Source organism: Sphaerisporangium dianthi, assembly GCF_042654065.1.
In the GTDB taxonomy this organism is placed as follows: domain Bacteria; phylum Actinomycetota; class Actinomycetes; order Streptosporangiales; family Streptosporangiaceae; genus Sphaerisporangium; species Sphaerisporangium dianthi.
Genome location: NZ_JBHSFP010000011.1, coordinates 207316 through 231791 on the forward strand (window position 1 = coordinate 207316; position 24476 = coordinate 231791).

Sequence of the window (24476 nt, forward strand, 5' to 3'; positions counted from 1 at the left end):
CTGACCAGGATCAACGCTTCCCACGGAAAATCTCGTCCAGGACCGAGGCAAGTCGTCGTGCATCATGCCTGGGCGAGCCGTCCGCGGCGGCCACGTCGGCGAGCACCAGGCGCCCGCCGAGCGCGTCGGCGGCCTTCTCGAGCTCGTCGCGCTCGCCCACCACCTGGTGGTCGGCGAGCACCACGTCGACCGTGAGACCGGGCGCGTGCTCGCGCAGGACGTGCAGGTGCTTCTCGGCGGAGAACCCGTCGGTCTCCCCTGGCTGCGGAGCCAGGTTGAGTGCGACCAGCCGCCTGGCGCGGGTGTCGTGCAGGGCCGCGGCGAGCTGGGGCACCTTCAGGTGCGGCAGCACGCTGGTGAACCACGACCCGGGGCCGAACACCACCCAGTCGGCCTCGCGCACCGCCTCGACCGCCTCAGGGCAGGCCGGAGGGTCGGCGGGCACCAGGGAGATGGCCTGGACGCTGCCCGGCGTGAGCGCGCAGGCCACCTGGCCCCGCACCACGGTCACCATGCCGTCGAGCTCGACCTCGGCCTCGATGTCGAGGGGGACCGAGGCCATCGGCAGCACCCGCCCGTGCGCGCCGAGCAGCCGGCCCACCCAGTCGAGCCCTGCGACGGGGTCGCCGAGCAGCTCCCACAACGCCACGATCAGGAGGTTTCCGACGGCGTGACCGTGTAACTCGCCCTCGCTGCGGAAGCGGTGCTGGACGACCTTGCTCCAGGTCTCGCCCCAGTCGTCGTCGCCGCACAGGGCCGCCAGGGCCATGCGCAGGTCGCCGGGCGGCAGCACGCCCAGCTCACGCCTGAGACGGCCGCTGGAGCCACCGTCGTCGGCCACGGTCACCACGGCCGTCAGCTCGCCGGTCACCCTGCGCAGAGCCGACAGGGACGCGTACAGGCCGTGCCCGCCGCCCAGGGCCACCACGCGCGCCGGCGTCCCTCCCCCCTCGTGGCCGGCCCCGGCAGGGCCGGGACGATCGCCTTCTTCGGTGCCGCGGGCCGCCGGACGGCCCGCCGGGGTCTCGGAGCGGGCGCCGCCCGCGGAATCCCCGTCTTCTACGCTCACTCGCGGCCCACATCCCGGTGACTGACCTGAACCTCCATGCCCCGATCGCGCAGCCGGGCGCCGATCTGCTCGGACATGGCCACGCTGCGGTGCTTGCCACCGGTGCAGCCGACCGCCAGGGTGGCGTACCCCTTGCCCTCGCGGACGTAGCCGGCGGCCACGACGCCGAGGACCTCCTCGTAGGCGTCCAGGAACTCCTTGGCGCCCGGCTGGCTGAGGACGTACTCGCGCACCGGGGTGTCCAGGCCGCTCATCGGGCGCAGCTCGGGCACCCAGTGGGGGTTGGGGAGGAACCTGCAGTCGACGACCAGGTCGGCGTCCACCGGCAGGCCGTACTTGAACCCGAAGGAGACCACGTTGACGCGCAGGCCCGGGCGGTCTTCGCCGCCGAAGAACGAGGCGATCTTGCCGCGCAGCTCGTGCACGTTGTGCGAGGAGGTGTCGATGACCAGGTCGGCGTTGGCACGCACCTCGCGCAGAATGCCCCGCTCGCGGGCGATGCCGTCGACCAGCCGCCCCTCGCCCTGCAGCGGATGCGGGCGGCGGACGTTCTCGAAGCGGCGGACGAGCTCTTCGTCGCTGGCCTCCAGGAACACCACGCGGACCCCGACACCGCGTGCCTCGAGCTCTTCGATGGCGGTGTTCAGATCGGTGGTGAACGCCAGGCTGCGCACATCGACGACGGCGGCGACCTTGTCGGTGTCCAGCTTGACCCGCCCGGCCTCCTCCGCCATGGCGAAGAGCATGCCCGGCGGCAGGTTGTCGATCACGAACCAGCCGAGATCCTCCAGAGCCTTGGCCGCCGTGCTGCGCCCCGCTCCGGACATGCCGGTGACGATGACGAACGCGGTGTCGCCCACCGCGCCGCCGCGGCCTCGGGCCTCTCTCCGCGGCGAACGCGAGGTGTCGCGCTCGCCGCCGCCGGTCTGCTCGGTCATGTGCTCTCCCCCTTCAGCGCCGCAACGATCGCCTCGGCGGTCGAAAGACCGATGCCGGGAACCTCGCGGATCTCGTCGATGGTCGCCCCCTGCAACCGTTTGACGGAGCCGAAGCGCTTCAGCAAAGCCTGCTTGCGCGCTGAACCGAGCCCACGAATCTCGTCCAGAACGCTTTCCTTGACAGACTTCGAACGTTTCGACCGATGGTAGGTGATGGCGAAGCGGTGTGCCTCGTCACGCACCCTTTGGAGGAGATAAAGGCCCTCGCTGGTTCTGGGAAGGATCACCGGCTGGTCGTCGCCGGGGAGCCAGACCTCCTCCAGCCGCTTGGCCAGCCCGCTCACCGACACGTCGTCGACGCCCAGCTCGTCCAGCGCCCGCCGGGCCGCGGCCACCTGGGCGGGGCCGCCGTCGACCACCACCAGGTTGGGCGGGTAGGCGAACCTGCGCGGCCTGCCGGTCTCGGGGTCGATCGGCTCGGGGTCGAGCTCGCCGCTCTCGGCGCGTTCTTCCACATGCCGCTTGAAGCGGCGGTGGATCACCTCGTAGATGGAGGCGACGTCGCCCTGCCCCGCCGTGCCGCGGATGGCGAACCGGCGGTACTCGCTCTTGCGGGCCAAACCGTCCTCGAAGACGACCATCGAGGCCACGACGTCGTCACCTTGCAGGTGGGAGACGTCGTAGCACTCGATGCGCAGCGGGGCCTGGTCGAGGTCGAGCGCGTCGGCGATCTCTTGAAGCGCGCGGCTGCGCGTGGTCAGGTCGCTGGCCCTGCGCAGCTTGTGCTGGGCGAGCGACTCTTTGGCGTTGCGCTCGACGGTCTCCATGAGGGCCCTCTTGTCGCCGCGCTGCGGCACGCGCACCTCGACCCTGGCGCCGCGCTGCTCGGTGAGCAGCTCGGCGACCGCCTCGGCCTCCGGCGGCAGGGCCGGCACCAGCACCTCGCGCGGGATCGCCTCAGGCGCGGCCTCGCCGTACATCTGGAGCAGGAAGTGCTCGACCAGCTCACCCGTCGAGGACTCCTCCACCTTGTCGACGACCCAGCCCCGCTGGCCGCGGATGCGGCCGGCGCGGACGTAGAACACCTGGAGCGCGGCCTCCAGCGGATCCTCGGACATGGCGATCACGTCGCAGTCGATGCTCTCGCCGAGCACCACGGCCTGCTTCTCCAGGGCCCGCTGCAGGGCCTGGACGTCGTCGCGGAGGCGGGCCGCCCTCTCGTACTCCTCGGCGGCGGCGGCCTCGCGCATGGCCCGCTCGAGCCGCTTGATGAACCGGCCGGTGTTGCCGGCCATGAAGTCGCAGAAATCCTCGGCCAGCTCGCGATGCTGGTCGGGGGTGACGTTGCCGACGCACGGAGCCGAGCACTTGTCGATGTAGCCGAGCAGGCAGGGCCGGCCGATCTGCCCGGCCCGCTTGAACACCCCCGCCGAGCAGGTGCGCACGGGGAACACGCGCAGCAGCAGGTCGACGGTCTCTCTGATGGCCCATGCGTGGGAGTAGGGACCGAAGTACCGGGTGCCCTTGCGCTTGGCGCCGCGCAGCACCTGCACCCGGGGGAAGTCCTCGCCCATGGTCACGGCGAGGAACGGGTAGGACTTGTCGTCGCGGTACTTGACGTTGAACCGGGGGTCGAACTCTTTGATCCAGGAGTATTCGAGCTGGAGCGCCTCGACCTCGGTGCCGACGACGGTCCAGTCGACGCTCGCGGCCGTGGTGAGCATGGTCTGCGTGCGCGGATGGAGCCCCGCGAAGTCGGCGAAGTAGGAGTTGAGCCGCTGCCGGAGGCTCTTGGCCTTGCCGACGTAGATCACCCTGCTCTGGGCGTCCCTGAAGCGATACACCCCTGGTGACTCAGGGATCGCCCCCGGCTCGGGACGGAAACTCAGGGGGCTGTTCGCGGGTCTCGCCACAAGGAAAAGCCTATCCGGCCCCGCCGACAGAACAGGGCTATCCGACCACGCGCAGGGGCTCCTTGTCGGGCGGCCGCCGCCCGTTCACCCTCCGTCCCCGCCCTGGGCCATCGGCCGCCCGCGCCACCTCGGTCCCGCGCCGGCGGCCGGCCGCCCGCCGCCGGGCGCACGTCAGGACGTTCGATCAAGCGGTCCATTCCGGCTCGGCGGACTCCCGCACGCGGCCGTCCGCGCCGAAGATCAGGAAGCGGTCGAAGTCGGCGGCGAACCAGCGGTCGTGCGTGACGGCGACGACCGTGCCCTCGAACGCCGAGAGCCCTTGCTGCAGGGCCTCGGCACTGGCCAGGTCGAGATTGTCGGTGGGTTCGTCCAGGAGGAGCAGAGTGGCGCCCGACAGTTCGAGCAGCAGGATCTGCAGGCGCGCCTGCTGGCCGCCGGACAGCGTGTCGAACGGCCGGCGGGCGGCAGGCGCGAGTTCGTAGCGCGCGAGCGCCGCCATGGCCTCGTTCAGCGTCAGCGCATGACCTTCCGTGACCAGGTCGGCGGCGGTGCGCCCGTGCAGTTCGGGACGTGCGTGCGTCTGCACGAAGTGCCCGGGCGCCACCCGGGCGCCGAGCCGGACCACGCCATTGTGCGGGCGACCGGCCTCCGGGCGGGGTTCCGCACCTGGATACCCGCCGCCTCCGGAGCCGCGCCCTGAGCCGGGATGCGCGCCGGCCCCCGGCCCGGACGCCGAGCGCGGATCCGCACCGGCCCGTGAGCCGGGTCTGGCGCCCGGACCCGGGTCGGGCACCGAACCGGGATCCGCGCCGGAGCCTGAACCGGACGCCGAACTGGGTGCCGCGTCGGCGAGCAGGCGGAGGAAATGGGATTTGCCGGATCCGTTCGAGCCGAGGACGGCAACGCGCTCGCCGTGCCATATCTCCAGGTCGAACGGCCGCACCAGACCGGGCAGCTCCACCGACTCGCAGACGACCACCCGCTTGCCGGTGCGGCCACCGCGCAGCCGCATGCGCACGTTCTGCCGTCGCGGCGCCCGCTCCGGCGGGCCGGCCTCCTCGAACCTCTGCAGCCGCGTGCGGGCGGCGCGGTAGGAGGACGCCACCGCGTCGTTGTTCGCGGCGGTCTGGCGCAGCGTGGTCACCAGGTGCCTGAGCCGGGCGTGCTCCTCCTCCCAGCGGCGCTTCAGCTCGTCCAGGCGCTCGACGCGGTCGTGCCGGGCCTGGGCGTAGGAGGCGAAGCCGCCGCCGTGGCCCCATACCCCCCGGTCCTCCACGGTGAGGATGCGGTCGGCGGTGTTCGCCAGCAGCCGGCGATCATGCGAGACCAGCAGGACGGTCTTCCCCGCGGCGCGCAAGCGTTCCTCCAGCCACTGCTTGGCGGGCACGTCCAGGTAGTTGTCCGGCTCGTCCAGCAGCAGCAGTTCGTCCGGCCCGCGCAGGAGGGCCTCCAGTACCAGACGCTTCTGCTCACCCCCTGACAGGGTGTTCACCGGCCGCTCCCTGACGCGGTCATAGGGCAGGCCGAGGGCGGCGGTCGCGCAGGTGTCCCAGACGACCTCCGCCTCGTAGCCGCCGGCGTCGGCGTAGTCGGCCAGGGCCTGGGCGTAGGCCAGTTGCGCCGGCTCGTCGTCCGCGCGCACCAGGGCGGTCTCGGCACGGGTGACCGCGGCGGCCGCGGCGCGCACGCGTTCGGGGGCGACGGACAGCAGCAGGTCGTGCACGGTGCGGCCGTCACGCACCCCGCCGATGAACTGCCTCATGACGCCGAGGCCGCCGGAGCGGGCCACCCGGCCCCCGGCCGGGGCGATGTCCCCGGCGATCAACCTGAGCAGCGTCGTCTTGCCGGCCCCGTTCGGGCCGACCAGGGCCGCCTTGGCGCCCTCGCCGACGCGGAAGGACACCCCGTCCAGCAGCGGCCGCCCGTCCGGCAGGGCGTAGGTCAGCTCGCTCACCTCGATGTGGCCCATCGCCCGCCTCCCCTGTCCTCGACTGCCGGATCGTCGGTCGAGTACTGGACCAACGATCCGGTACTCGCTCACCATACTAGGATCGGACCCATGGGAGCGAGCGCGGCGGATGGGGCGGGAACGGGCGGGAAGGCGTCACGGAGCGGTGGGAGCGGCGGAGAGGTGTGGCTGCGGCCCCAGCGGGCGCACCGCCAGACGCCGCCGCTGACCCGCGACCGCATCGTCGCCGCGGCGGTGGCGTTGCTGGACGAGGAGGGCGAGGCCCGGCTGACCATGCGCCGTCTGGCCGAGCGCCTCGGCACGGGCTCCACCACGCTGTACTGGCACGTCGAGACCAAGGACGACGTGCTCGACCTCGCCCTCGACGCCGTGTTCGGAGAAGTCGCGCTGCCGGTTGAGCATTCGGGCGACTGGCGGGCGGACGCCGCCGCGCTGGCCGGCGAATGGCGCGCCGCGCTGCTGAGGCACCCGTGGTCCGCCACCGTGCTCGGCCGCCCCCTCATGGGGCCGAACGTCCTTGCGCGCACGGAGTTCCTGCACGCGGCGCTGGTCGGCGCGGGCCTCCGCGACCCCCATCTGACCGCGGCGGCCTACGGTCTGGCCAACTTCGTCATCGGTTCGGCCATGATGCAGGCCGCCTGGCGGTCACGCGACGAGGCCGGGGCTCGGCGGGCCGCCGACGAGCGCCTGCGGGCCGAGCGCGAGCGCTATCCGACGCTCGCGGCACGCGGCCACCTGGTCGGCGAAGACTGGGACGAGGCGTTCACTCACGGCCTGCGCTACCTCCTCGACGGCATAACCGCCCAGATCGCCTCCGGGCCGGCTCACGCGTGAGCCGTTCTGGCGACGGGCCGTGGCGCACACGCCGCGGGCGGGGGCGGAGGTGATGCCTCCGTCCCCGCCCGCTCGCGCCGGCCTCGCCGTGGTGTCAGGCGAGGCTGATGGAACCGTCCTTGACCGTGATCTCCTTCTTCTCCAGCGGCCGGCTCGCCGGGCCGTCGGCCACGGAACCATCGGCGATCTTGAACTTGCTGCCGTGGCACGGGCAGTTGATCGTTCCGCCCGATACCGAGCCGACCGGGCATCCCTGGTGGGTGCAGATGGCGCTGAACGCCACGAACTCACCGTCGCTCGGCTGAGTGATGACGATCTTCTCGTCCTTGAAGATCTTGCCACCGCCCTTGGGGATGTCACTGGTCTTGGCCAGCGCGTCGCCACCGCCGCCCTCGGAGCCGGCGTCGCCGCCGGCCTCGCCCGACGAGGACGCCGGAGCGGGCTCAGAAGAAGAGGAGTCGCCGCCGGAGGTGGCCGGCGTCCCATATCCGCCGCACGCGGTCAGCACGACGGCCAGCCCCGCGCCGCTCGCGCCGAGCATCGCCGCACGCCGTGTCGTATCCGTCTCGGTCATATTTGCCTTCCTCAAGTTCCGTCATCTCTGCTACGGCTCGCGCCTCGACGTGGTTCAGCATGGGCCGTACGCGACACAGAGAGTATGAAGAATTACATGTAAGAGGCGGGTCAGCTTCCGCCCGCCCCGTACGTCCGTGGCGGGCGAACGGTCCCCGCCGGCCGTGATCGCCCCCGCCTCGAACGCCCGGAGCCCACCCGGCCGCCCACGACCTCACCCTCGGTCGTGCGCGGCCTTCGCCGGCCCTCGCGGAGGGCTCAGTCGCCCAGGACCTTGCTGAGGAAGCGGCCGGTGTGGCTGTCCTCGATGCGCGCGACCTGCTCGGGGGTGCCGGTGGCCAGCACCACGCCGCCCCTGGACCCGCCCTCGGGGCCCATGTCGATGATCCAGTCGGCGGTCTTGATGACGTCGAGGTTGTGCTCGATCACGACGACGGTGTTGCCGCCGTCGACCAGCCGGCCGAGGACGCCGAGCAGCTTGCGGATGTCCTCGAAGTGCAGGCCGGTGGTGGGCTCGTCGAGCACGTAGACCGTGCGGCCGGTGGAGCGGCGCTGCAGCTCGGAGGCGAGCTTCACGCGCTGGGCCTCGCCGCCGGACAGCGTGGTGGCGGGCTGGCCGAGCCGGACGTACCCGAGGCCGACGTCGTTGAGCGTCTTGAGGTGCCGCTTGATCGGGGGGATGGCGTCGAAGAACTCCAGGGCCTCCTCGATCGGCATGTCGAGGACCTCGGAGATCGTCTTTCCCTTGTAGTGGACCTCGAGGGTCTCGCGGTTGTAGCGGGCGCCGTGGCAGACCTCGCACGGGACGTAGACGTCCGGCAGGAAGTTCATCTCGATCTTGATGGTGCCGTCGCCCGAGCACGCCTCGCAGCGCCCGCCCTTGACGTTGAAGCTGAACCTGCCCGGCTGGTAACCGCGGATCTTCGCCTCGGTGGTCTGGGCGAACAGCTTGCGGACGTGGTCGAAGACCCCGGTATAGGTGGCGGGGTTGGACCGCGGGGTGCGGCCGATCGGGCTCTGGTCGACGTGCACGACCTTGTCGACCAGGTCGGTGCCGGTGACCCGCGAGTGCCTGCCCGGCACGGTCTTGGCGCCGTTGAGCTCTTTGGCCAGGGCATTGTACAGGATGTCGTTGACCAGGGTGGACTTGCCCGATCCCGACACGCCGGTCACCGCGGTGAACACCCCGAGCGGGAACTCGACGTCGACGCCCTTGAGGTTGTGCTCGCGGGCCCCCTTGACCACCAGCTTGCGCTTGGTGTCGCGCTTGCGCCGGGTGCCGGGCACGTCGATGCTCCTGCGGCCGGACAGGTAGGCGCCGGTCAGGGAGTGCTCGCTGGCGAGCAGGTCCTGCACGGTGCCGGACACGACGACCTGGCCGCCGTGCTCTCCGGCGCCCGGCCCGATGTCGACGACCCAGTCGGCGGCGGCGATGGTGTCCTCGTCGTGCTCGACGACGATCAGCGTGTTGCCCATGTCGCGCAGGCGGATCAGCGTGTCGAGCAGGCGCTGGTTGTCGCGCTGGTGCAGGCCGATCGACGGCTCGTCAAGGACGTAGAGCACACCGACGAGACCTGAGCCGATCTGGGTGGCCAGGCGGATGCGCTGCGCCTCGCCGCCGGCGAGGGTGCCGGCCGCGCGGTCGAGGGTGAGGTAGTCGAGGCCGACGTCGAGCAGGAAGCCCAGCCGGGCGTTGATCTCTTTGACGACCCGCTCGGCTATGTGCATGTCGCGCTCGGAGAGGGCGAACCCGCCGAGGAACTTGGCGCATTCGCCGATGGACATGGACGACACCTGGGCGATGGAGTGGTCGCTGACCGTCACCGCCAGCGAGACGGGCTTGAGGCGGGCCCCCTTGCACGTGGGACAGGGGATCTCGCGCATGAAGCCCTCGTAGCGCTCGCGCGAGGAGTCGCTCTCGGCCTCGGCGTGCCGCCGCTGCACCCAGGGGATCACGCCCTCGAAAGTGGTGTAGTAGGAGCGCTGCCGGCCGTAGCGGTTGCTGTAGCGGACGTGGACCTGCTCTTCGTGGCCGCGCAGCAGGGCCTTCTGCGCCTGCTTGGGCAGCCGCTCCCAGGCGGTGTCGAGATCGAAGCCCATGGCGTGGCCGAGCGCCTCGACCAGCCGGATGAAGTAGTCGCTGGTGTGGCCGCCCGCCCACGGGGACAGCGCGCCGTCGCCCAGGGACTTCTCAGGGTCGGGCACCACCAGGTCGGGGTCGACCTCCATGCGCGTGCCGAGGCCGGTGCAGTCAGGGCAGGCGCCGAACGGCGAGTTGAACGAGAACGACCGGGGCTCCAGCTCCTCGAACGACAGGTCGTCGTAGGGGCAGTAGAGGTGCTCGGAGTAGAACCGCTCACGCCCGGGATCGCCCTCGGGAAGGTCGACGAAGTCGAGGGTGATCGTGCCGCCGGACAACTGCAGCGCGGTCTCCACCGAGTCGGTGAGGCGGCGGCGCGCGCCGTCTTTCACCGAGAGGCGGTCGACGATCACTTCGATGTCGTGCTTTTCGTACTTCTTCAGGACCGGCGGCTCTTCGAGCCGGATGATCGTGCCGTCGACCCGGGCCCGGGCGAAGCCCTTGGTCTGCAGCTCGCGGAACAGCTCGCCGTACTCGCCCTTGCGCCCGCGGACGACCGGGGCCATGACCTGGAAGCGCGTGCCCTCGGGCAGCTCGAGCACGCGGTCGACGATCTGCTGCGGGGTCTGCCGGGCGATGGGACGGCCGCAGGAGGGGCAGTGGGGCTTGCCGATGCGGGCCCAGAGCAGGCGCAGGTAGTCGTAGACCTCGGTGATGGTGCCGACCGTGGACCGGGGGTTGCGGGAGGTGGACTTCTGGTCGATCGAGACGGCCGGAGACAGGCCCTCGATGAAGTCGACGTCGGGCTTGTCCATCTGCCCGAGGAACTGCCTGGCGTACGCCGAGAGCGACTCGACGTAGCGCCGCTGGCCCTCGGCGAAGATGGTGTCGAAGGCCAGGCTGGACTTGCCCGAGCCGGACAGCCCGGTGAAGACGATAAGGGCGTCTCGCGGCAGGTCGAGCGAGACGTCTTTGAGGTTGTGTTCGCGCGCGCCACGAACGATCAAGCGGTCGGCCACAGCAGATCTCTCATGTTGGGGTTGCGATCCACGGCGGCCGGAAAGGGCCACCTCTGACTAGTCGCCGCCACTGTAACGACGGGGTCCGACAGTTTCCCCGCTCCCCGGCGAAGGACGTACGAGACGATGGGCGTCCGGAACCCGTGGAAGATCGCGCAGGCGAAGGATTTCGGAGAAATGATGTGATGCATGACCGTTTTGGACGCACTGCGGACCGAACTCACCGCGGCCACGAACCGTCTGCTCGCCACCACGGCCGCCTTGCCCGGCTCGGACATCACGGCTCCCTCCCTGCTCTCGGGCTGGACGCGCGGCCACGTGCTGACCCACATCGCGCGCAACGCCGACAGCCACGTCAACCTCGTGACGTGGGCCAAGACGGGTGTGTACACACCACAGTACCCAACGCGTGAGGCCAGAGAGACCGAGATAGCCCAAGGAGCGGGCAGGAGCGCCGAAGAGCAGCACGCGGACATCGCCGAGAGCGCGGCACGGCTGGAGGCCGCCATCGCGGCGATGCCCGAAGAGGCCTGGGCCGCCTCCGTGCGCGACATGAGCGGCGGCGAGCACCCCGCCTGGTACATCCTGGTGCGCAGGATCAGGGAGGTGGAGATCCACCACGTCGACCTCGACGCCGGCCGCACATGGGCCGGCTGGCCCGAGGCCTTCGTGTGGCGCGAGCTGCACGACGCCTTGGCCACCTGGCCGCGCGACCAGAGCCCGGTCGCGGCCGTCCACGCCGGCGACCGGAGCTGGGCCGGCCTCGGTGAGGGTCCCGAGGTGGAGGGCGCGCCCGCGGCCGTCCTCGCCTGGGTGACCGGCCGCCTGGCACCCGGCGAGGCAGGGGTGCCGGTGCGCCTGCGCGACGGGCGGGCGGGACAGGCGGAGGGGAACGATCAGCCGGCGCCCGAGGGGCTTAGGCTGACGGCAAAGCCTCCGGCCGCGCCGCGGTGGCCGACGACGGTTCCGCCAGGCCTGCCGGCGACGCCACCTGAGGAGTATCCATGAGCTACACCGGTGATGTGACCGCCGGCGGCCCCGCCGAAGTACGCGAACTGCCCGACCTGACGATCAGCAAGGTCGAGGTGGGCGACTTCGGCAACAACGCCTACCTGCTGCGCTGCCGGGAGACCGGCGACGGCGTGCTCGTCGACGCCGCCGCCGAGCCCGGCAGGCTGCTGGAGCTGATCGGCGACCGGCCCATCAGCAAGATCGTCACCACGCACCGCCACCAGGACCACTGGATGGCGCTGGCCGAGGTCGCCAAGGCCACCGGAGCCGAGACCGTCGCCCACCCGCTGGACGCCCCGCACCTGCCGGTGCCGGTGACCCTGCCCGTGGAGCACGGCGACAAGGTCACCGTCGGCGTGGTCACCCTCGATGTGATCCACCTGCGCGGCCACACGCCCGGGTCGATCGCGCTGCTGTTCCAGGACGGCCATCTGTTCACCGGCGATTCGCTGTTCCCCGGCGGGGTCGGCAACACCGAGCGCGACCCGGCCCGGTTCGAGCAGCTCTACACCGATGTGGTGCGGCGCGTCTTCGACCGGCTGCCCGACGAGGCGTGGGTCTACCCGGGCCACGGCAAGGACACCACGCTCGGCGCCGAGCGCCCGTCCCTGCCCGAGTGGCGCGCCCGCGGCTGGTAGCCGGCGGCCTCGCACGCGAGACGGCCCGGTCCCTCGGCGTTCGAGGGACCGGGCCGTCCGGACGTTCACGGGGGCCGCCGGAGGCTACCGGACGGAGGAGTCGGCCTCTTTGCGCTCTTTGCGCTGTTCGCGCTTGAACATGAGCACACGCAGCGGGATCGCCGAGACCAGGGCGATCTGCATGCAGGCGCCGATCTGGATGAGCAGGTCGCCGCCGGACAGATCGGCCGCCCAGACGATGAGGCAGACCACGTTGATCATGACCCAGCCGAGCACGACGGCCGCGAGGTTGCCCTTGGGCTTGGGGTACTCGATGCGGCTGACCATGAGCCAGGCCACCGCGAAGATGCCGAGCAGGGTGGCGTACGAAGGCTGGAAGAGCAGCACGATGGACACCACCGTCATGGCGCCCATCGGGATGGGCAGGCCCATGAAGTCGCCGCTCTTGGTCTTGACGCAGGCGAAGCGCGCGAGCCGGACGACACCGGCCACCAGCACCGAGACGGCCGCGCAGAGCACCAGCCACAGCGGGAGCTTGTGGGAGAAGCCCGCCCAGGCCACCACCATGAACGCCGGCGCGAAGCCGAAGCTGATCACATCGGCGAGGTTGTCCAGCTCGGCGCCCATGGCCGAGGCGCGGAACTTCCTGGCGACCAGGCCGTCGAACAGGTCGCACGTGGCGCCGATGAGCAGCAGCACCACGGCGGTGGCGAAGTAGCGCGGGTCGGACTGGAACTCGCTCTGGGTCTGCAGCTGGTTGATCGCCGACCACGCCAGCACGCACACCGCGAGGAACCCGCACACCGCGTTGCCGATGGAGAGCGAGTCGGCCGCCGACAGCCGGAAGGCCTTGCCGACCGGCCCCCGGGGTTCTTCGTCTTCGTCCACGCCCTCTATGGACCAGCCTGCGTCAGCCGCGGTCAATGCGAGTCACTCCTGCCGTCGTCCGCTCCCCCACGCCGACCGCAGGGGCGATCCCTTCTGGAAGGTAGATGTCCACGCGCGAGCCGAACCGGATCAGCCCGATGCGCTCTCCTCGCGTGACCTTCGCCCCAGTGCCGACGTACGGCACGATGCGGCGCGCCACGGCCCCGGCGATCTGCACGAGCTCCAGTTCGCCGATCTCGGTGTCGAAGTGCCACACGACCCGTTCGTTCTGGTCGCTGTCCTTGTTGAACGCGGGCCGGAAGCCTCCGGCCACGTGCTGGATCGAGGTGACGGTGCCGTCGAGCGGCGCCCGGTTCACGTGGACGTCCAGCGGGCTCATGAAGATCGCCACACGGGTGCGCCCGTCCGGCTGCGGATCGATGCTCTGGACGACGCCGTCGGCGGGGCTCAGCACCAGCCCGGCGCCCGGCTCTCGGTCGGGATCGCGGAAGAACCACAGCATGGCGCCGGTGAGAGCGGTCAGCGGAGCCGCCGCGAGCATCCACGGACGGGACCGCCGGGCCAGGGCCACCGAGGCGGCGGCCGCGATGGCGGTGGGGGCCAGCCAGGGGGAGACGCCACGTGCCAGCCGCACGCGGCGGCGACTGTGGCTTGGCGAATCGTTGGACACGGGGAACCTTTTGTGATGTTTGCGGCCAGAGACCGGTTCGTGACTTGTCGCCGAATGTTACCCATCCCATCGCCATTGCATAGCGATACGAGACAAGCAAATCGCCTCATGCACCAATTAGCTACCCCTGGGACACCTTCGCCGGGGCGGTGGAGTCACCGGATCGCTTGTCGCGCCTGGCCTTGATGAGACTGGCCACGGTGGTGACCACCATCGTGACGCCGATGACCGCAAGGGAGACCGAGATCGGCACTTCCGGCGCCCAGGAGACGCCACTGTTGTGCAAGGCCTCCATGATGAGCTTAACTCCGATGAAGCCCAGAATGAACGACAGACCGTAGCTGATGTACACCAACCGTTGCAGCAGACCGCCGAGGAGGAAGTACAGCTGACGCAGGCCCATCAGGGCGAACGCGTTGGCGGTGAAGACGACGAAGGCATCCTTGGTGAGGCCGAAGATGGCCGGGATGGAGTCCAGGGCGAACAGCAGGTCGGTGGTGCCGATCGCGACCATGACGATCAGCATGGGGGTGACCATGCGGCGCCCGTCCACCCGGGTGGTGATCTTCGAGCCGACGAAGCCGTCGGTGGTCGGGAAGATGCGGCGCACCCAGCGCAGGAGGAGGTTCTCCTTGAACTCCTCCTCGTCGTGGCCGCGCAGTATGTTCACGGCGGTGTACAGCAGGAACGCGCCGAACACGTAGAACAGCCAGCTGAAACGCTCAAGGGCCGCCGAGCCGACCAGGATGAACACCCCGCGCATCGCCAGCGCCATCAGCACGCCTACCAGGAGCACCTTGTGCTGGTAGATCTTGGGCACCGCGAAACGGCCCATGATGATGTAGAAGACGAACAGGTTGTCGACGCTCAGGCTGTACTCGGTGAGATAGCCGGCGAAGAACTCCCCCGCCTTGTCGACTCCCGCGAAGATCCACATGCCGATGCCGAACAAGACGGCCAGCGTGACGTAGAAACCGACCCAGAAGCCCGCTTGCCGAAGCGAGAACTCGCGTGGCTCACCTCTGTCGACGATCCACAGATCGAACGCCAGGACCACCAGCAGCCCGCCGATGACCGCAGCCCATGCCCACACGGAAATCTCCAAGACAAACCTCCGGCCCGCGTCAAAGTGCCGGAGGTCTCTCCCGCCCGCGCGGTGGCGCGAACCGGCAGCCCCGGGCGCGCCGTAAGGGACGTTCCGTGATGACGAGGCTGTCGCGAAGGGATACTCCCCCCCTCGCCGAGGAGTATAGGCGAGGGGATAAGCCTCACCTAATCAACGTTTACGCTGGCGTGGCCGTCACGGCCGCCGGGTGCCGCAGAAGCCGCTGATCAACGGGGTGACGGCCGTGTTCGGGACCGGTTCGTCCCGCGCCGGCCGACGCCGTCCGTCACGGCCGTCCCCGGGCCACGCGAGACCCGCTCGAACGAGGGAGGCGGTCAGGCGTGGTCGCGCGCGGACCTCTGGGCGGCCTCGTACGCCGCGGCGGCGGAGCGCAGCGCGGCCTGCTCGTCCGGCAGCGAGAGTGCCGCCGCGGCGGCGGACAGGCGGGCCGCCAGCGCCCGGTCGCCGAGCAGCCGGGCGATCTGGGCTCGCAGGGCCGCCGCGTCCCCCGCGGGGACGAGCAGGGCGGCGTCGCCGACCATCGAAGGGATCCCCCCGACGGCCGTCGCGACGATCGGCCTGGCGGCCCTGAGCGCCTCGTGCACGTTCAGCGGCTGCCCCTCCCAGCGGCTCGGCACCACCACGGCGTCGGCCGCCCGCAACAGGTCGGCCACGTCCTCCCGGTGCCCGAGGAGCAGGACGGGGAGCCTTTCGGCGTCGACGCGCGCCTGCAGTTCGCCGCGCAGCGGCCCGTCCCCCGCGATCACGAACAGCGGGGCGGCTCCGTTCGCGTACGGCCCGCGGGCGGCGTCCAGGAGCGTCTCAAGACCCTTCTGCTGCGCCAGGCGGGCGATGGTCAGCAAGATCGGCCGGTCGCCCTTCCAGTCCTCCTCGGCGGCCCCGCCGGCCGCCCCCGGCCCGGCCCCGGCGGTCCCGGCCGGCCCGGCCCCGGCGGCGGCCTCGTGGAGCAAGGCCGCGGCGGCACCGGCCAGTTCGGCGCGGACCTCGGCGGCCGTCCTGGCGGCGGGCGGCACCGGCGGCGCCGGCACGACCGCCGGGGCGATGCCGCGCGCGCCGAGGGCGGCCATCCGCTCGCCCAGATCGGGGGCCACGACCAGCACCTGATCGGCCCTCCTGGCGACGATGCGCTCCAAGAGCCCGAACACCGCCCCGATCGCCCCTCCGGTGGTCAGCGCGTTGTGCAGGGTGACCACCAGGGCCGTACGGCGGCCGGTCAGCGCCAGCGCCGCCAGCGCCCCCGCGCGCAGGCCGTGCGCGTGCACCACGTCCGCGCCCGACACCAGCCTCCGCAGGCGCGCCACGGCGCGCGCGTCGGCCGCCGGGCGGGGCCGGACGGCGATGGGCACCTGCGCGAAACGCGCCACGCCGGAGAAGCCGAACGCCGCGTCGGTGCTCGCCGGTCCGGCCACCACGACCTGGCGCCCTTCCCGGGCGAGCCCGGCGGCGAGCATGCGCACGTGCCGTCCCACCCCGCCGGTGCTCGTCCCGAGCACGAGGATCACCCGCCGCGCCGTCTCAGCCATCTCCACCGGTCCCTCCCCCTCCACCGCCGCCCCGCGCGCGAGACAGCGCCGACATCAGATCACGCCTGTCCACGGCCAGCGCGATGGCCAGGGACACCGCGAGTGCCGCCGCCCCCGCCAGCGCCGTGACGCCCGCACCGGCCACCGGGCCCTGGACGGGCAGCAGCGAGCCGATCCACGAGCCGGCGAGGAAACCCGCCCCGCCGCCGAGCACCGCGGTGAGCGACGCGCGCGCCACGCCCACCAGAGCCGCGGCGCCGCTGCCGCGGACCACGGCCGCCATCAGCAGCGCGCCGCCCGCCGTCATGCCGGCGGCGCTGCCGAGCGCGAGGCCGCCGAGCTTCCATCCGGCGGGGAAGGCCACGGCGAACGCCGTCTGCGCCACCATGACCACCAGCCAGCCGGCCACCGTGCCCGCCGCGGCCGCCCGTCCCCTCCCTCGCGCGTAGAGGACGCGGCCGAGGTGCGCGATCAGGCCGTATCCCACCAGGCCGGGTGCGAACAGGGCGATGGCCCGGGCCAGCTCGGACGCGTCCACCTGGCCGGGCATGCCGCCGACGAACACCACGGCCAGCGGCGCCGCCACGGCCGCGAGCGCGCCGGCGGCCAGCCCGGACACCAGCACGACCGCGCGGGTCGTCTGCGCCGACAGGGCGGCGAACCCGGCGCCATCACCGCCTTCGGCCCGCGCGGACAGCGCCGGGAAGGCGCTGGTGGCGATGGGCACCGCAAGGACGGCATAGGGCACCTGGTAGATCGCCCAGGCGTAGTTGTACCCGGCCAGCCCTCCGGCGCCGGCGTGACGGTTGGCGAGCCACACCACCAGCGCCGTGGCCGCCTGCTGGGCGATCAGCGCGCTGAGCCCGGCCGCCGCCAGGTGGCGCACCCGCGCGGCTACGCCTTCGGGGAAGCGCAGAGTCGGCCGCAGCCGCAGACCCAGCCGCGAGGACGGGCCGATCACGGTGACCACCAGGGCGAGGACGCCGAGAGTGGTGCCCACGGACAGGGCCAGCTCGGCCGGGCGCGGCACCGCCGGCAGTGGCGTGGTGACGCCGTGGCTGAACGGCACGAACAGCAGATAGGCGACGATGACCACGAGACTGGACACCAGGGGGGCCAGCGCGGGGCCGGTGAAGCGCCGGTGGGCCTGCAGCACCCCGTACAGCACCACCGCCACCCCGTACAGGGGAATCTGCGGGGCGAAGACGACGAGCATCCGGGTGGCGGTGTCCAGCAGGTCTCCGGTGGCGCATCCTCGCACCTGCCCGGCGAACAGCCCGATCACCGGGCGGGCCGCGAGGGCGGTGAGGACGCCGAGCGGCACCAGGAGCACCAGCACCCAGCTCAGCAGCGCCGAGGTGATCCACCCCACCCGTGCGCGGGCCTGCTCGGCCGTCTCGGCCGGCCCCGTCTCGTGCGCGCCGGCCGCCGGGGAAGGCGGCGCGGGGGCGCGCGGGCCGGCGGGGACCGGCGCCGATGAGCGGGAGGCCGCGCCGGCGAGCACCGGGACGATCATCCCGGCCAGCGCACCGCCCACGACGACCTCGAAGACGATGTTGGGCACCTGGTTGGCCGTGAAGTAGGCCGTGGCCAGGCAGTCGGCGCCGACCGTGCGGGCCAGGACGACCTGCTTGGCGAAGCCGACCACCCGCGCCAGGATCGTGACGGCCGCGATGAGGACCGCCGCGGCGGCGAGGCCCCGGCCTGCCCGTGCGGTCATGCGGGACGGCGGCCCAGCATGTCGAGCCGGTTGAGCACCGGGTTCGCGGCGATGACCTTGGTGAAGCTGACCTTCTCCGAAGCGGCGGTGAGCGCGGCGACCGCGCCGAGCAGCACCAGCCGCGACCGGGGGGGCAGCCCGGCGACCGCGGCGACGCCGAGCAGTGCCCCGAGGGCGTTGGCCCCGGCGTCGCCGAGCATGGCCCGCTCGCCCAGGTCCTCCGGCAGCAGGGCGAGGCCCGCGCCGAGGGGCACCGCGGCGAGGGCGGCGCCCGTCCCGGCGGTCGTGCCTCTCGCCAGCGACGCCGCCAGCAGGGGCCCGCCGGTCAGCAGCCCGACTTTGATGGCGCGCCCGGGGCGCAGGTCGAACAGGTTGGCCAGGTTGGCGCTGCCGGCGATCAGCGCGCCGTCGGCCAGCGTGCCCACGGTGGAGGAGAACGCGCCGCGCCGCGCCGCGGCGGGGTGGCGGGGCAGGAGCGCGGCGGCGGCCAGGCCCGCCGCGCCGATGCCGAGGATCTTCACCGCGCCGCTGGTCACCTCACCGCGCGCCAGGGCGGTCAGGTGCCCCTTGAACCCCTTGGAGGTGGTGGCCCCCCACAGGTCGTCGTACGCGCCGAGGGCGCCGCTGCCCACGGTGGCCAGCACGGCCGCCGCGCGGGCCCGCGCCGGCAGGCCCGGCGCCAGAGCGGCCGCGGCGCCCGCGCCCGCCACGAACGCCGGGCCCTCAAGCAGGGTGATCGGCTCGCCCCGGTGGTTGGTGCGCGTCCAGGTCTTCTCCTCGCCGATCGGCGGGCGGCGGGTGAACGCCGAGTAGGCGACGCGGGCGGCGACGGCGCCGAGGGCCGCGCCGGCCAGGGCGCCGAGCCAGGTGCGATGGGCCACAGCAGATCCCTCTTCGTCAGGAGCACCCGGCGCGAACGCCGGAGAGCATGGTCGTCAGGGCCGGTCGGCCGCCCCTGCCGGCGGCGCGTGGCCGCTCCCCGCCCGCCGTGTGGCGGACGGCCGCCGCGTGGAGCGGCGGGCCGGCGAGCCGGGCGGGACGGCCTGTCAGCCGCCCGCGCCCGCCGAGGGGGTGGGCGTGGAGGCGGCAGTGGGAGTCGGCTCGAGGGCCGTGGCGTCGGAGCCGAGACCGTAATGCCCGGCCTCCCCGGCCGCCTGCTCCCGCAGAGCGTAGACCACGACGGCCTGCCCGAAGGCCATATCGGGATTGTCGACGGTGGAGACCTTCGCCGCCGCGTCGCTGTCGGCGCGGAGCGTCGCGACGACGCCCGCGGCGGTCGAAGCGGGCACCGCGCCCACGACGACGGCGCCTTCGCCGCGCTCGTCGAGCCCGGTGACCAGCGACACGATGGCGGTGTTCTGCGCCTCGGCTCCGTCGCCCTCGGACGGGACGGCGGGGGCCATGACCAGCGCCAGCGTCGCCCGCTTGGCGGGGTCGCCCTCCACCGTCAGCAGGCCGTCGCTCTGGAAGGAGTCGAGCACGCCGGCCGCCGCGGGCTCTTCCTTCCCGGCCTGCGTCTTGTCCGAGGTCATCAGGGCGTTCGCCAGCACCGCGGCCGCCTTGTCGTAGGGCGTGGCGTTGAGGGAGTACTCCACGGCGGCGGGCTTGGACGTGGTCGCCAGTTCGTCGAGCACGCCTGCCTGCTCGGCGTTGAGGTACTTCTCGCTGAGCGTGACACGGCCGGTGACCACGGCCCCGGCCGCCGTGACGACGTGCTCGATCGGGTCGCGGAGTTTGGAGTCGGCGCCGGGCGCCTCGACGATCAGGACCCGCTCGCCGGTCAGGGCGCCCTGGACGAGCTGCGGGAGCCGGTCGGCGATGAAGGAGTCGCCGGCGCCCTCTTGCGCCTGCACCCCGGTCACCTGCGCCTGCAGTTCGTTGTTGCGGGCGCGCAACTGCGCGGTGATCGCCTCGGTGGACGCGACCAGCGGCGCGTTCAGCACTGTGCTGCCGAGCACGATGCCGATGGCGAGCGCGAGGAAGATCGCGACGATGGAGACGAGGTGATAGCGGAAATCGATCACGAGAAGAGTCCGACCAACCAGAAGATGAAACCGTTCCAGGCGTCACGAAGTCCGTTCAGCCAGACCTTGCCCATCGGGGAGAACCACAGGACCACGCCCACGGTGATGAGCGCCGTCGCCACCAGCAGCAGCAGCGAGCCGATGGAGATGCGGCTGCGGTACAGCCGGCTCACGCCCTTGGCGTCCACCAGCTTGCCGCCGACCCGGAGCCGGGTCAAAAAGGTGCTCGCCATGCCCGAACGGCCCTTGTCCAGGAACTCCACCAGCGTGCCGTGGGTGCCGACCGCCACGATGAGGCTCGCGCCCTTGTCGTCGGCCAGCAGCATCGCGATGTCCTCGCTGGTGCCGGTGGCGGGGAACACCACGGCCTGCTGCCCGAGCTGCTGGACCCGTTCGAGGCCGGGCGCGCGGCCGTCGCGGTAGGCGTGCACGATGAGCTCGGCCCCGCAGCACAGGGCCCGTTCCGACACCGAGTCGAAGTCGCCGACGATCAGGTCGGGCATGTAGCCGGCCTCCATCAGCGCGTCGGCTCCGCCGTCCACCCCGATCAGGATCGGGCGGAATTCACGGATGTAGGAGCGGAGAGTGGCGATGTCCTCCTTGTAGTGGTAGCCGCGCACCACGACCAGCACATGCCTGCCCTCCATGGAGGTGCGGATGTCGGGGACGCCCACGCCGTCGATCAGCAGGTCGCGCTCGCGGCGGATGTACTCCATCGTGTTGATGGCGAACTGCTCGATCTGCACCGACAGGCCCGCCCGCGCCTCGGCCATCGCGGCGGCGATGCTCTCGGGGGTGGCGATCTCGCCCTTCCCGACGAGCTCGTCCTCCAGATAGATCACGCCCTCGTGGACGCGCACCAGGTCGCCGTCGCGGACGCGGTCGAACACCTCGGGGGTGACGTTGTCGACGACCGTGACCCCGGCGTTGAGCAGGATCTGCGGGCCGAGGTTCGGATAGCGGCCGCTGATGCCGGTGGCGATGTTGAGCACGACCGAGGCGCCGCACGCGACAAGCGCCTCCGCGCTCACCCGGTCGACGTCGACATGATCGATGATCGCGATTTCCCCGGGCCGGAGGCGCTTGGTCAGCGTCTTGGTCCGCCGATCGATCCTCGCCACTGCCGTCACCCCGGGAAGGTCTGAAACCTTCCTGCGGCGGAGGCCCTGAACCTTCAAGGTCGGCACCTTCATCACGAACCATCCTGCCAGAGCGTGCGACCAAGATGGGCCCGCTTCACGGCGTGTCAGCTATGTCACTGTGGGTGGAGCGAGCGCACACCGCCCGTGGCCGCGACTCTCCGCCCCTCCCGGCTACCCCTGCGAACGCCGCTCACGCCTCCCCCGGCCGGCGCGCTCGGCCCGGCCCGCCGCTCGCGCCTTGACCTGCGTGAACCCGGCCGCGATCCGGTGGGAAGAACGCGGACGAGGGCACCCTCCATCCCGCAGGAAGAACGGCGGTCATGTCCGGCGGGTCGTCTTGCCCGCCGTGCCCGTCGACGCGCGGGTCGCGGCGGCCCTGCCGGAAACCGAGGCCGGCTCGCCGGTCGAAGCGGCGGCCCCTCGTGCCGCGGCGGCAGCGCCCGCGGCCTTGTCCGCCGCGGCGTTGGACAGCAGTTCCTCGGCGTGCGCGCGGCCCAGCTCGGAGTCCTCCAGGCCCGCCAGCATGCGCGCCAGCTCACGCGCCCTGCCCTCCTGGTCGAGCGCGGCGACGCCGCTGCGCACGACGCTGCCGTCGCTGGCCTTCTCGACGACGAGGTGCTGGTCGGCGAACGCCGCGACCTGCGGGAGGTGGGTCACCACGATGACCTGCGCGGTGCGGGCCAGCCGGGCGAGGCGCCGGCCGATCTCCACCGCGGCCTTGCCGCCCACGCCCGCGTCGACCTCGTCGAACACGAACGTCGGCACGGGGTCGGCGCCGGCGAACACCACCTCGATCGCCAGCATGACGCGGCTCAGCTCGCCACCGGAGGCGCCCTTGTTGAGCGGCAGCGCCGGAGCGCCCGGATGGGACACCATGCGCAGTTCGATCTCGTCGGCGCCGTCCGGGCCGAACTGGCCGCTCGGCGCGAGCACCACGACGACCTTGGCGTGCGGCATCGCCAGGGCGGTCAGCTCGGCGGTCACCGCCTCGCCGAAGCGCTCGGCGGCGGCGGTGCGGATGGCGGTGAGCTCGGCCGCCAGCCCGGTGAGCCGTGCCGTCAGTTCTTCGTGCTCGCGCGTGAGCTCGGCGATGCGGTCGTCGTCGCCGGCCAGGTCGCCGACCCGGGCCGCGGCCGTCCTCGCCCAGGCCAGGACCGCCTCGGTGCTCGCGCCGTACTTCCTGATCAGGCCGTTCAGCAGCGCGCGGCGCTCCTGCACGGCGGCCAGCCTGCCCGGGTCGGCGTCGACCGACTCGGCGTAGGCGGCCAGCTCGGTGGCGACGTCCGACACCAGGTACCCCGCCTCGGCCAGCCGGTCTCCGATGCCCGACAGCGCCGTGTCGTACTCGCGGACGGCCTCGACCGCCGACCGTGCCTGCCCGAGCAGCGAGACGGCGTCCTGAAGCCCCTGAGAGGTGGCCATGGGATCGCCGAGCAGGGCCGTGTGGGCGTTGACGGCGGCGTTCTTCAGCGCGTCGGCGTGGGCGAGGCGCTCCTCCTCATGCTTGAGCTCGACCTCCTCGCCCGGCCTGGGATCGGCCTTCTCGATCTCCTCCAGACCGAAGCGCAGGTGATCGGCCTCCTGCGCCCGCTCGCGCGCCTTGGTCGTGAGCTCCACCAGCGTCTCGCCGACCTCCTTGTGGCGCTTGTACGCCTGGGTGTAGGCGCGCAGGGGCTTGACGAGCTCCTCACCCGCGTAGCGGTCGAGAGCGGCGCGCTGGCGCCCCGGCTGGAGCAGCCGCTGCTGGTCCATCTGACCGTGGACGGCCACGAGGTCCTCGGCGAGGTAGGTGAGGGTGCCGACCGGCACGGACCTGCCGCCCAGCCATGCCCGCGACCTGCCCTCGGTGGACACCGTGCGAGCGATGATGAGCTCGCCGTCCTCGATCTCGCCGCCGGTGTCCTCCACCTGCTGGGCGACCCGGCCGCCGGACTCGACGACGAGCGTGCCCTCGATCGTGGCGCGGTCGGCGCCTGGACGGACGCGGGCGGGGTCGGCCCGGCCGCCGAACAGCAGCCCGAGCCCTGTCACGACCATCGTCTTGCCCGCGCCGGTCTCGCCCGTGACGACGGTGAAGCCCGACGAGAGCTTCAGGACAGCCTCATCGATCACCCCGAGCCCTTTGATCCGGACCTCATCGACCCGTGGCCGCACTGGGTCCCTCCCGCCGTTTCGCCGCGCCACCTCGCTCTGGCACCTCGCCGGACCGTGTGGGGCTTGGCTCGGTCACCGTTTCGTGCGGGGTCGATCCTACGCGGAAATCGCCAAGGTTTTCGATGACCGGGGTTCCCGCGCCCCATGAGAACACGCCGAATCAGCCGTTTTCGCCGCAAACCACCCACTCCGCGCCCGGATGGCGAACCCGGCCGCGCCGACCCCGCCGGCGAGGACGCGGACCGGGCGCGGTCAGTGGCGGACGCGGCCGCGCCAGCCCTGCACGGGCAGGTCGAACTTGGCGACGAGGCGGTCGGTGAACGGAGCTCCGGTGGTGTCGCGATCGTGCAGCCGGGCGAGCCGCACCGGCAGGTCGGAGCGGCGAACCTCCACCCGCACCCCCGGCGGCAGGTCGAAGCGGCGCCGACCATCGCACCACAGCACACCCCCCGATGTGCCCGGAAGGATCTCGATGGCGATGTTCGAGCGCGGAGAGATCACCAGGGGCCGGGCGAACAGCGCGTGGGCGCTGTTCGGCACCAGCAGCAGCGCCTCGACCTCCGGCCACACGACCGGCCCGCCCGCCGAGAACGCGTAGGCCGTCGAACCGGTCGGCGTGGCGCAGATCACGCCGTCGCACCCCCACCGGGACAGCGGCCGGCCGTCGATCTCCGCCACGACCTCCAGCATGCGGTCGCGCTTTTCGACGCTGGCCTCGTTCAGCGCCCATGTGGAGGCGAGCAGCTCGCCGTTGGCGCGGACCTTCAGCTCGAGGGTCATCCGCTCTTCGACGGTGTAGCGGCTGGTCACGACGTGGTCCACGGCCTCGGCGAGGTCGGCCATCTCTGCCTCGGCGAGGAAGCCCACGTGGCCGAGGTTGATGCCGAGCAACGGGGTGCGGGCCGGACGGGCGAGCTCGGCGGCGCGCAGCAGCGTGCCGTCGCCGCCGAGCACCAGGAACATCTCGGCGTCCTCCGCGGCCGCCTGGCTCGCCGGCACCACGTCCACGCCCAGCGCGCCGATCTCCTCGGCCTCGGGCTCCATGACGCGGACCGTGAACCCCTCGTCGAGGAAGCGCCGGATCACCAGCCGCGCGCTCTCGACCGCCGGCTCGCGGCCCGTGTGGGCGGTGATCAGCACCGTGCGCTTCGCGCTGTCCATGGTCGGCTCCGCTCGTCCGGCGGG

General features: G+C 72.1%; 19 protein-coding genes. 3 read left to right on the plus strand and 16 right to left on the minus strand.

Features of this window, described 5'->3' with window-relative positions; genetic code table 11:
- Nucleotides 1-10: 10 nt before the first annotated feature.
- The 4 genes from ACFO60_RS18675 to ACFO60_RS18690 all read right to left on the minus strand — a co-directional run bounded on the left by ACFO60_RS18675 (nucleotide 11) and on the right by ACFO60_RS18690 (nucleotide 5889).
- Nucleotides 11-928 carry a gluconeogenesis factor YvcK family protein gene (locus ACFO60_RS18675; protein ID WP_380841735.1) on the minus strand — a complete coding sequence of 306 codons (918 nt, stop codon included), beginning with the start codon at nucleotides 926-928 and terminating at the stop codon, nucleotides 11-13.
- A 137-nt stretch (nucleotides 929-1065) separates the two neighbouring features.
- Nucleotides 1066-2007 (minus strand): RNase adapter RapZ, encoded by a 942-nt coding sequence (gene rapZ / locus ACFO60_RS18680; RefSeq protein WP_380841686.1) that lies wholly within the window; start codon nucleotides 2005-2007, stop codon nucleotides 1066-1068.
- On the minus strand, nucleotides 2004-3896 hold the full coding sequence (gene uvrC, locus ACFO60_RS18685) for an excinuclease ABC subunit UvrC (RefSeq protein ID WP_380841736.1): 1893 nt from the start codon (nucleotides 3894-3896) through the stop codon (nucleotides 2004-2006). Before uvrC ends, rapZ begins: the two co-directional genes overlap by 4 nt.
- A 208-nt stretch (nucleotides 3897-4104) precedes the next feature.
- Nucleotides 4105-5889, minus strand: coding sequence for an ABC-F family ATP-binding cassette domain-containing protein (locus ACFO60_RS18690; RefSeq protein WP_380841688.1), 1785 nt, complete (start codon nucleotides 5887-5889; stop codon nucleotides 4105-4107).
- Between the two features lie 90 nt (nucleotides 5890-5979).
- Between ACFO60_RS18690 and ACFO60_RS18695 the strand changes: the two genes are divergently transcribed.
- On the plus strand, nucleotides 5980-6723 hold the full coding sequence (locus ACFO60_RS18695; RefSeq protein ID WP_380841690.1) for a TetR/AcrR family transcriptional regulator: 744 nt from the start codon (nucleotides 5980-5982) through the stop codon (nucleotides 6721-6723).
- Between the two features lie 94 nt (nucleotides 6724-6817).
- Here the strand turns inward: ACFO60_RS18695 and ACFO60_RS18700 are convergent, their stop codons facing one another.
- Together ACFO60_RS18700 and uvrA are read right to left on the minus strand one after the other, a co-directional pair.
- Complete coding sequence (locus ACFO60_RS18700) at nucleotides 6818-7297, minus strand: Rieske (2Fe-2S) protein (RefSeq protein WP_380841691.1); 480 nt, start codon at nucleotides 7295-7297, stop codon at nucleotides 6818-6820.
- Between the two features lie 257 nt (nucleotides 7298-7554).
- Nucleotides 7555-10395: an excinuclease ABC subunit UvrA gene (uvrA, locus tag ACFO60_RS18705; RefSeq protein WP_380841692.1), complete on the minus strand. Its 2841-nt coding sequence runs from the start codon at nucleotides 10393-10395 to the stop codon at nucleotides 7555-7557.
- A 189-nt stretch (nucleotides 10396-10584) separates the two neighbouring features.
- Here uvrA and ACFO60_RS18710 point away from each other — a divergent pair, with 189 nt between their 5' ends.
- Nucleotides 10585-11403 carry a maleylpyruvate isomerase N-terminal domain-containing protein gene (locus ACFO60_RS18710; protein ID WP_380841694.1) on the plus strand — a complete coding sequence of 273 codons (819 nt, stop codon included), beginning with the start codon at nucleotides 10585-10587 and terminating at the stop codon, nucleotides 11401-11403.
- Nucleotides 11400-12044 (plus strand): MBL fold metallo-hydrolase, encoded by a 645-nt coding sequence (locus ACFO60_RS18715; RefSeq protein WP_380841696.1) that lies wholly within the window; start codon nucleotides 11400-11402, stop codon nucleotides 12042-12044. Before ACFO60_RS18710 ends, ACFO60_RS18715 begins: the two co-directional genes overlap by 4 nt.
- 84 nt (nucleotides 12045-12128) lie before the next feature.
- Here the strand turns inward: ACFO60_RS18715 and pssA are convergent, their stop codons facing one another.
- The 10 genes from pssA to ACFO60_RS18765 all read right to left on the minus strand — a co-directional run bounded on the left by pssA (nucleotide 12129) and on the right by ACFO60_RS18765 (nucleotide 24452).
- Complete coding sequence (gene pssA, locus ACFO60_RS18720) at nucleotides 12129-12932, minus strand: CDP-diacylglycerol--serine O-phosphatidyltransferase (protein WP_380841697.1); 804 nt, start codon at nucleotides 12930-12932, stop codon at nucleotides 12129-12131.
- 22 nt (nucleotides 12933-12954) lie between these two features.
- Nucleotides 12955-13602 (minus strand): phosphatidylserine decarboxylase, encoded by a 648-nt coding sequence (locus tag ACFO60_RS18725; RefSeq protein ID WP_380841698.1) that lies wholly within the window; start codon nucleotides 13600-13602, stop codon nucleotides 12955-12957.
- Between the two features lie 121 nt (nucleotides 13603-13723).
- A complete protein-coding gene (locus tag ACFO60_RS18730; protein ID WP_380841699.1) occupies nucleotides 13724-14695 on the minus strand; it encodes a TerC family protein in 972 nt (323 codons plus the stop codon).
- A gap of 347 nt (nucleotides 14696-15042) precedes the next feature.
- Nucleotides 15043-16251 (minus strand): glycosyltransferase family 4 protein, encoded by a 1209-nt coding sequence (locus ACFO60_RS18735; RefSeq protein WP_380841700.1) that lies wholly within the window; start codon nucleotides 16249-16251, stop codon nucleotides 15043-15045.
- Complete coding sequence (gene murJ / locus ACFO60_RS18740; RefSeq protein WP_380841701.1) at nucleotides 16244-17971, minus strand: murein biosynthesis integral membrane protein MurJ; 1728 nt, start codon at nucleotides 17969-17971, stop codon at nucleotides 16244-16246. Before murJ ends, ACFO60_RS18735 begins: the two co-directional genes overlap by 8 nt.
- Nucleotides 17968-18852 carry a hypothetical protein gene (locus ACFO60_RS18745; RefSeq protein WP_380841702.1) on the minus strand — a complete coding sequence of 295 codons (885 nt, stop codon included), beginning with the start codon at nucleotides 18850-18852 and terminating at the stop codon, nucleotides 17968-17970. The genes murJ and ACFO60_RS18745 overlap by 4 nt, the downstream gene beginning before the upstream one ends.
- A gap of 165 nt (nucleotides 18853-19017) precedes the next feature.
- Complete coding sequence (locus ACFO60_RS18750; protein ID WP_380841703.1) at nucleotides 19018-19995, minus strand: copper transporter; 978 nt, start codon at nucleotides 19993-19995, stop codon at nucleotides 19018-19020.
- Nucleotides 19992-21188, minus strand: coding sequence for a putative cytokinetic ring protein SteA (gene steA / locus ACFO60_RS18755; RefSeq protein ID WP_380841704.1), 1197 nt, complete (start codon nucleotides 21186-21188; stop codon nucleotides 19992-19994). Before steA ends, ACFO60_RS18750 begins: the two co-directional genes overlap by 4 nt.
- Before the next feature lie 267 nt (nucleotides 21189-21455).
- Nucleotides 21456-23291, minus strand: coding sequence for a DNA repair protein RecN (gene recN, locus ACFO60_RS18760; protein WP_380841705.1), 1836 nt, complete (start codon nucleotides 23289-23291; stop codon nucleotides 21456-21458).
- A gap of 252 nt (nucleotides 23292-23543) precedes the next feature.
- On the minus strand, nucleotides 23544-24452 hold the full coding sequence (locus tag ACFO60_RS18765) for an NAD kinase (protein ID WP_380841706.1): 909 nt from the start codon (nucleotides 24450-24452) through the stop codon (nucleotides 23544-23546).
- Nucleotides 24453-24476 lie beyond the last annotated feature (24 nt).

Bases quoted from the DNA above. Each gene is read 5' to 3' on its own strand.
- murJ (WP_380841701.1), bottom strand. From the start codon at position 17,971: ATGACCGCACGGGCAGGCCGGGGCCTCGCCGCCGCGGCGGTCCTCATC.
- ACFO60_RS18735 (WP_380841700.1), bottom strand. From the start codon at position 16,251: ATGGCTGAGACGGCGCGGCGGGTGATCCTCGTGCTCGGGACGAGCACC.
- ACFO60_RS18690 (WP_380841688.1), bottom strand. From the start codon at position 5,889: ATGGGCCACATCGAGGTGAGCGAGCTGACCTACGCCCTGCCGGACGGG.
- ACFO60_RS18765 (WP_380841706.1), bottom strand. From the start codon at position 24,452: ATGGACAGCGCGAAGCGCACGGTGCTGATCACCGCCCACACGGGCCGC.
- ACFO60_RS18695 (WP_380841690.1), top strand. From the start codon at position 5,980: ATGGGAGCGAGCGCGGCGGATGGGGCGGGAACGGGCGGGAAGGCGTCA.
- ACFO60_RS18715 (WP_380841696.1), top strand. From the start codon at position 11,400: ATGAGCTACACCGGTGATGTGACCGCCGGCGGCCCCGCCGAAGTACGC.
- steA (WP_380841704.1), bottom strand. From the start codon at position 21,188: ATGAAGGTGCCGACCTTGAAGGTTCAGGGCCTCCGCCGCAGGAAGGTT.
- ACFO60_RS18710 (WP_380841694.1), top strand. From the start codon at position 10,585: ATGACCGTTTTGGACGCACTGCGGACCGAACTCACCGCGGCCACGAAC.
- ACFO60_RS18700 (WP_380841691.1), bottom strand. From the start codon at position 7,297: ATGACCGAGACGGATACGACACGGCGTGCGGCGATGCTCGGCGCGAGC.
- rapZ (WP_380841686.1), bottom strand. From the start codon at position 2,007: ATGACCGAGCAGACCGGCGGCGGCGAGCGCGACACCTCGCGTTCGCCG.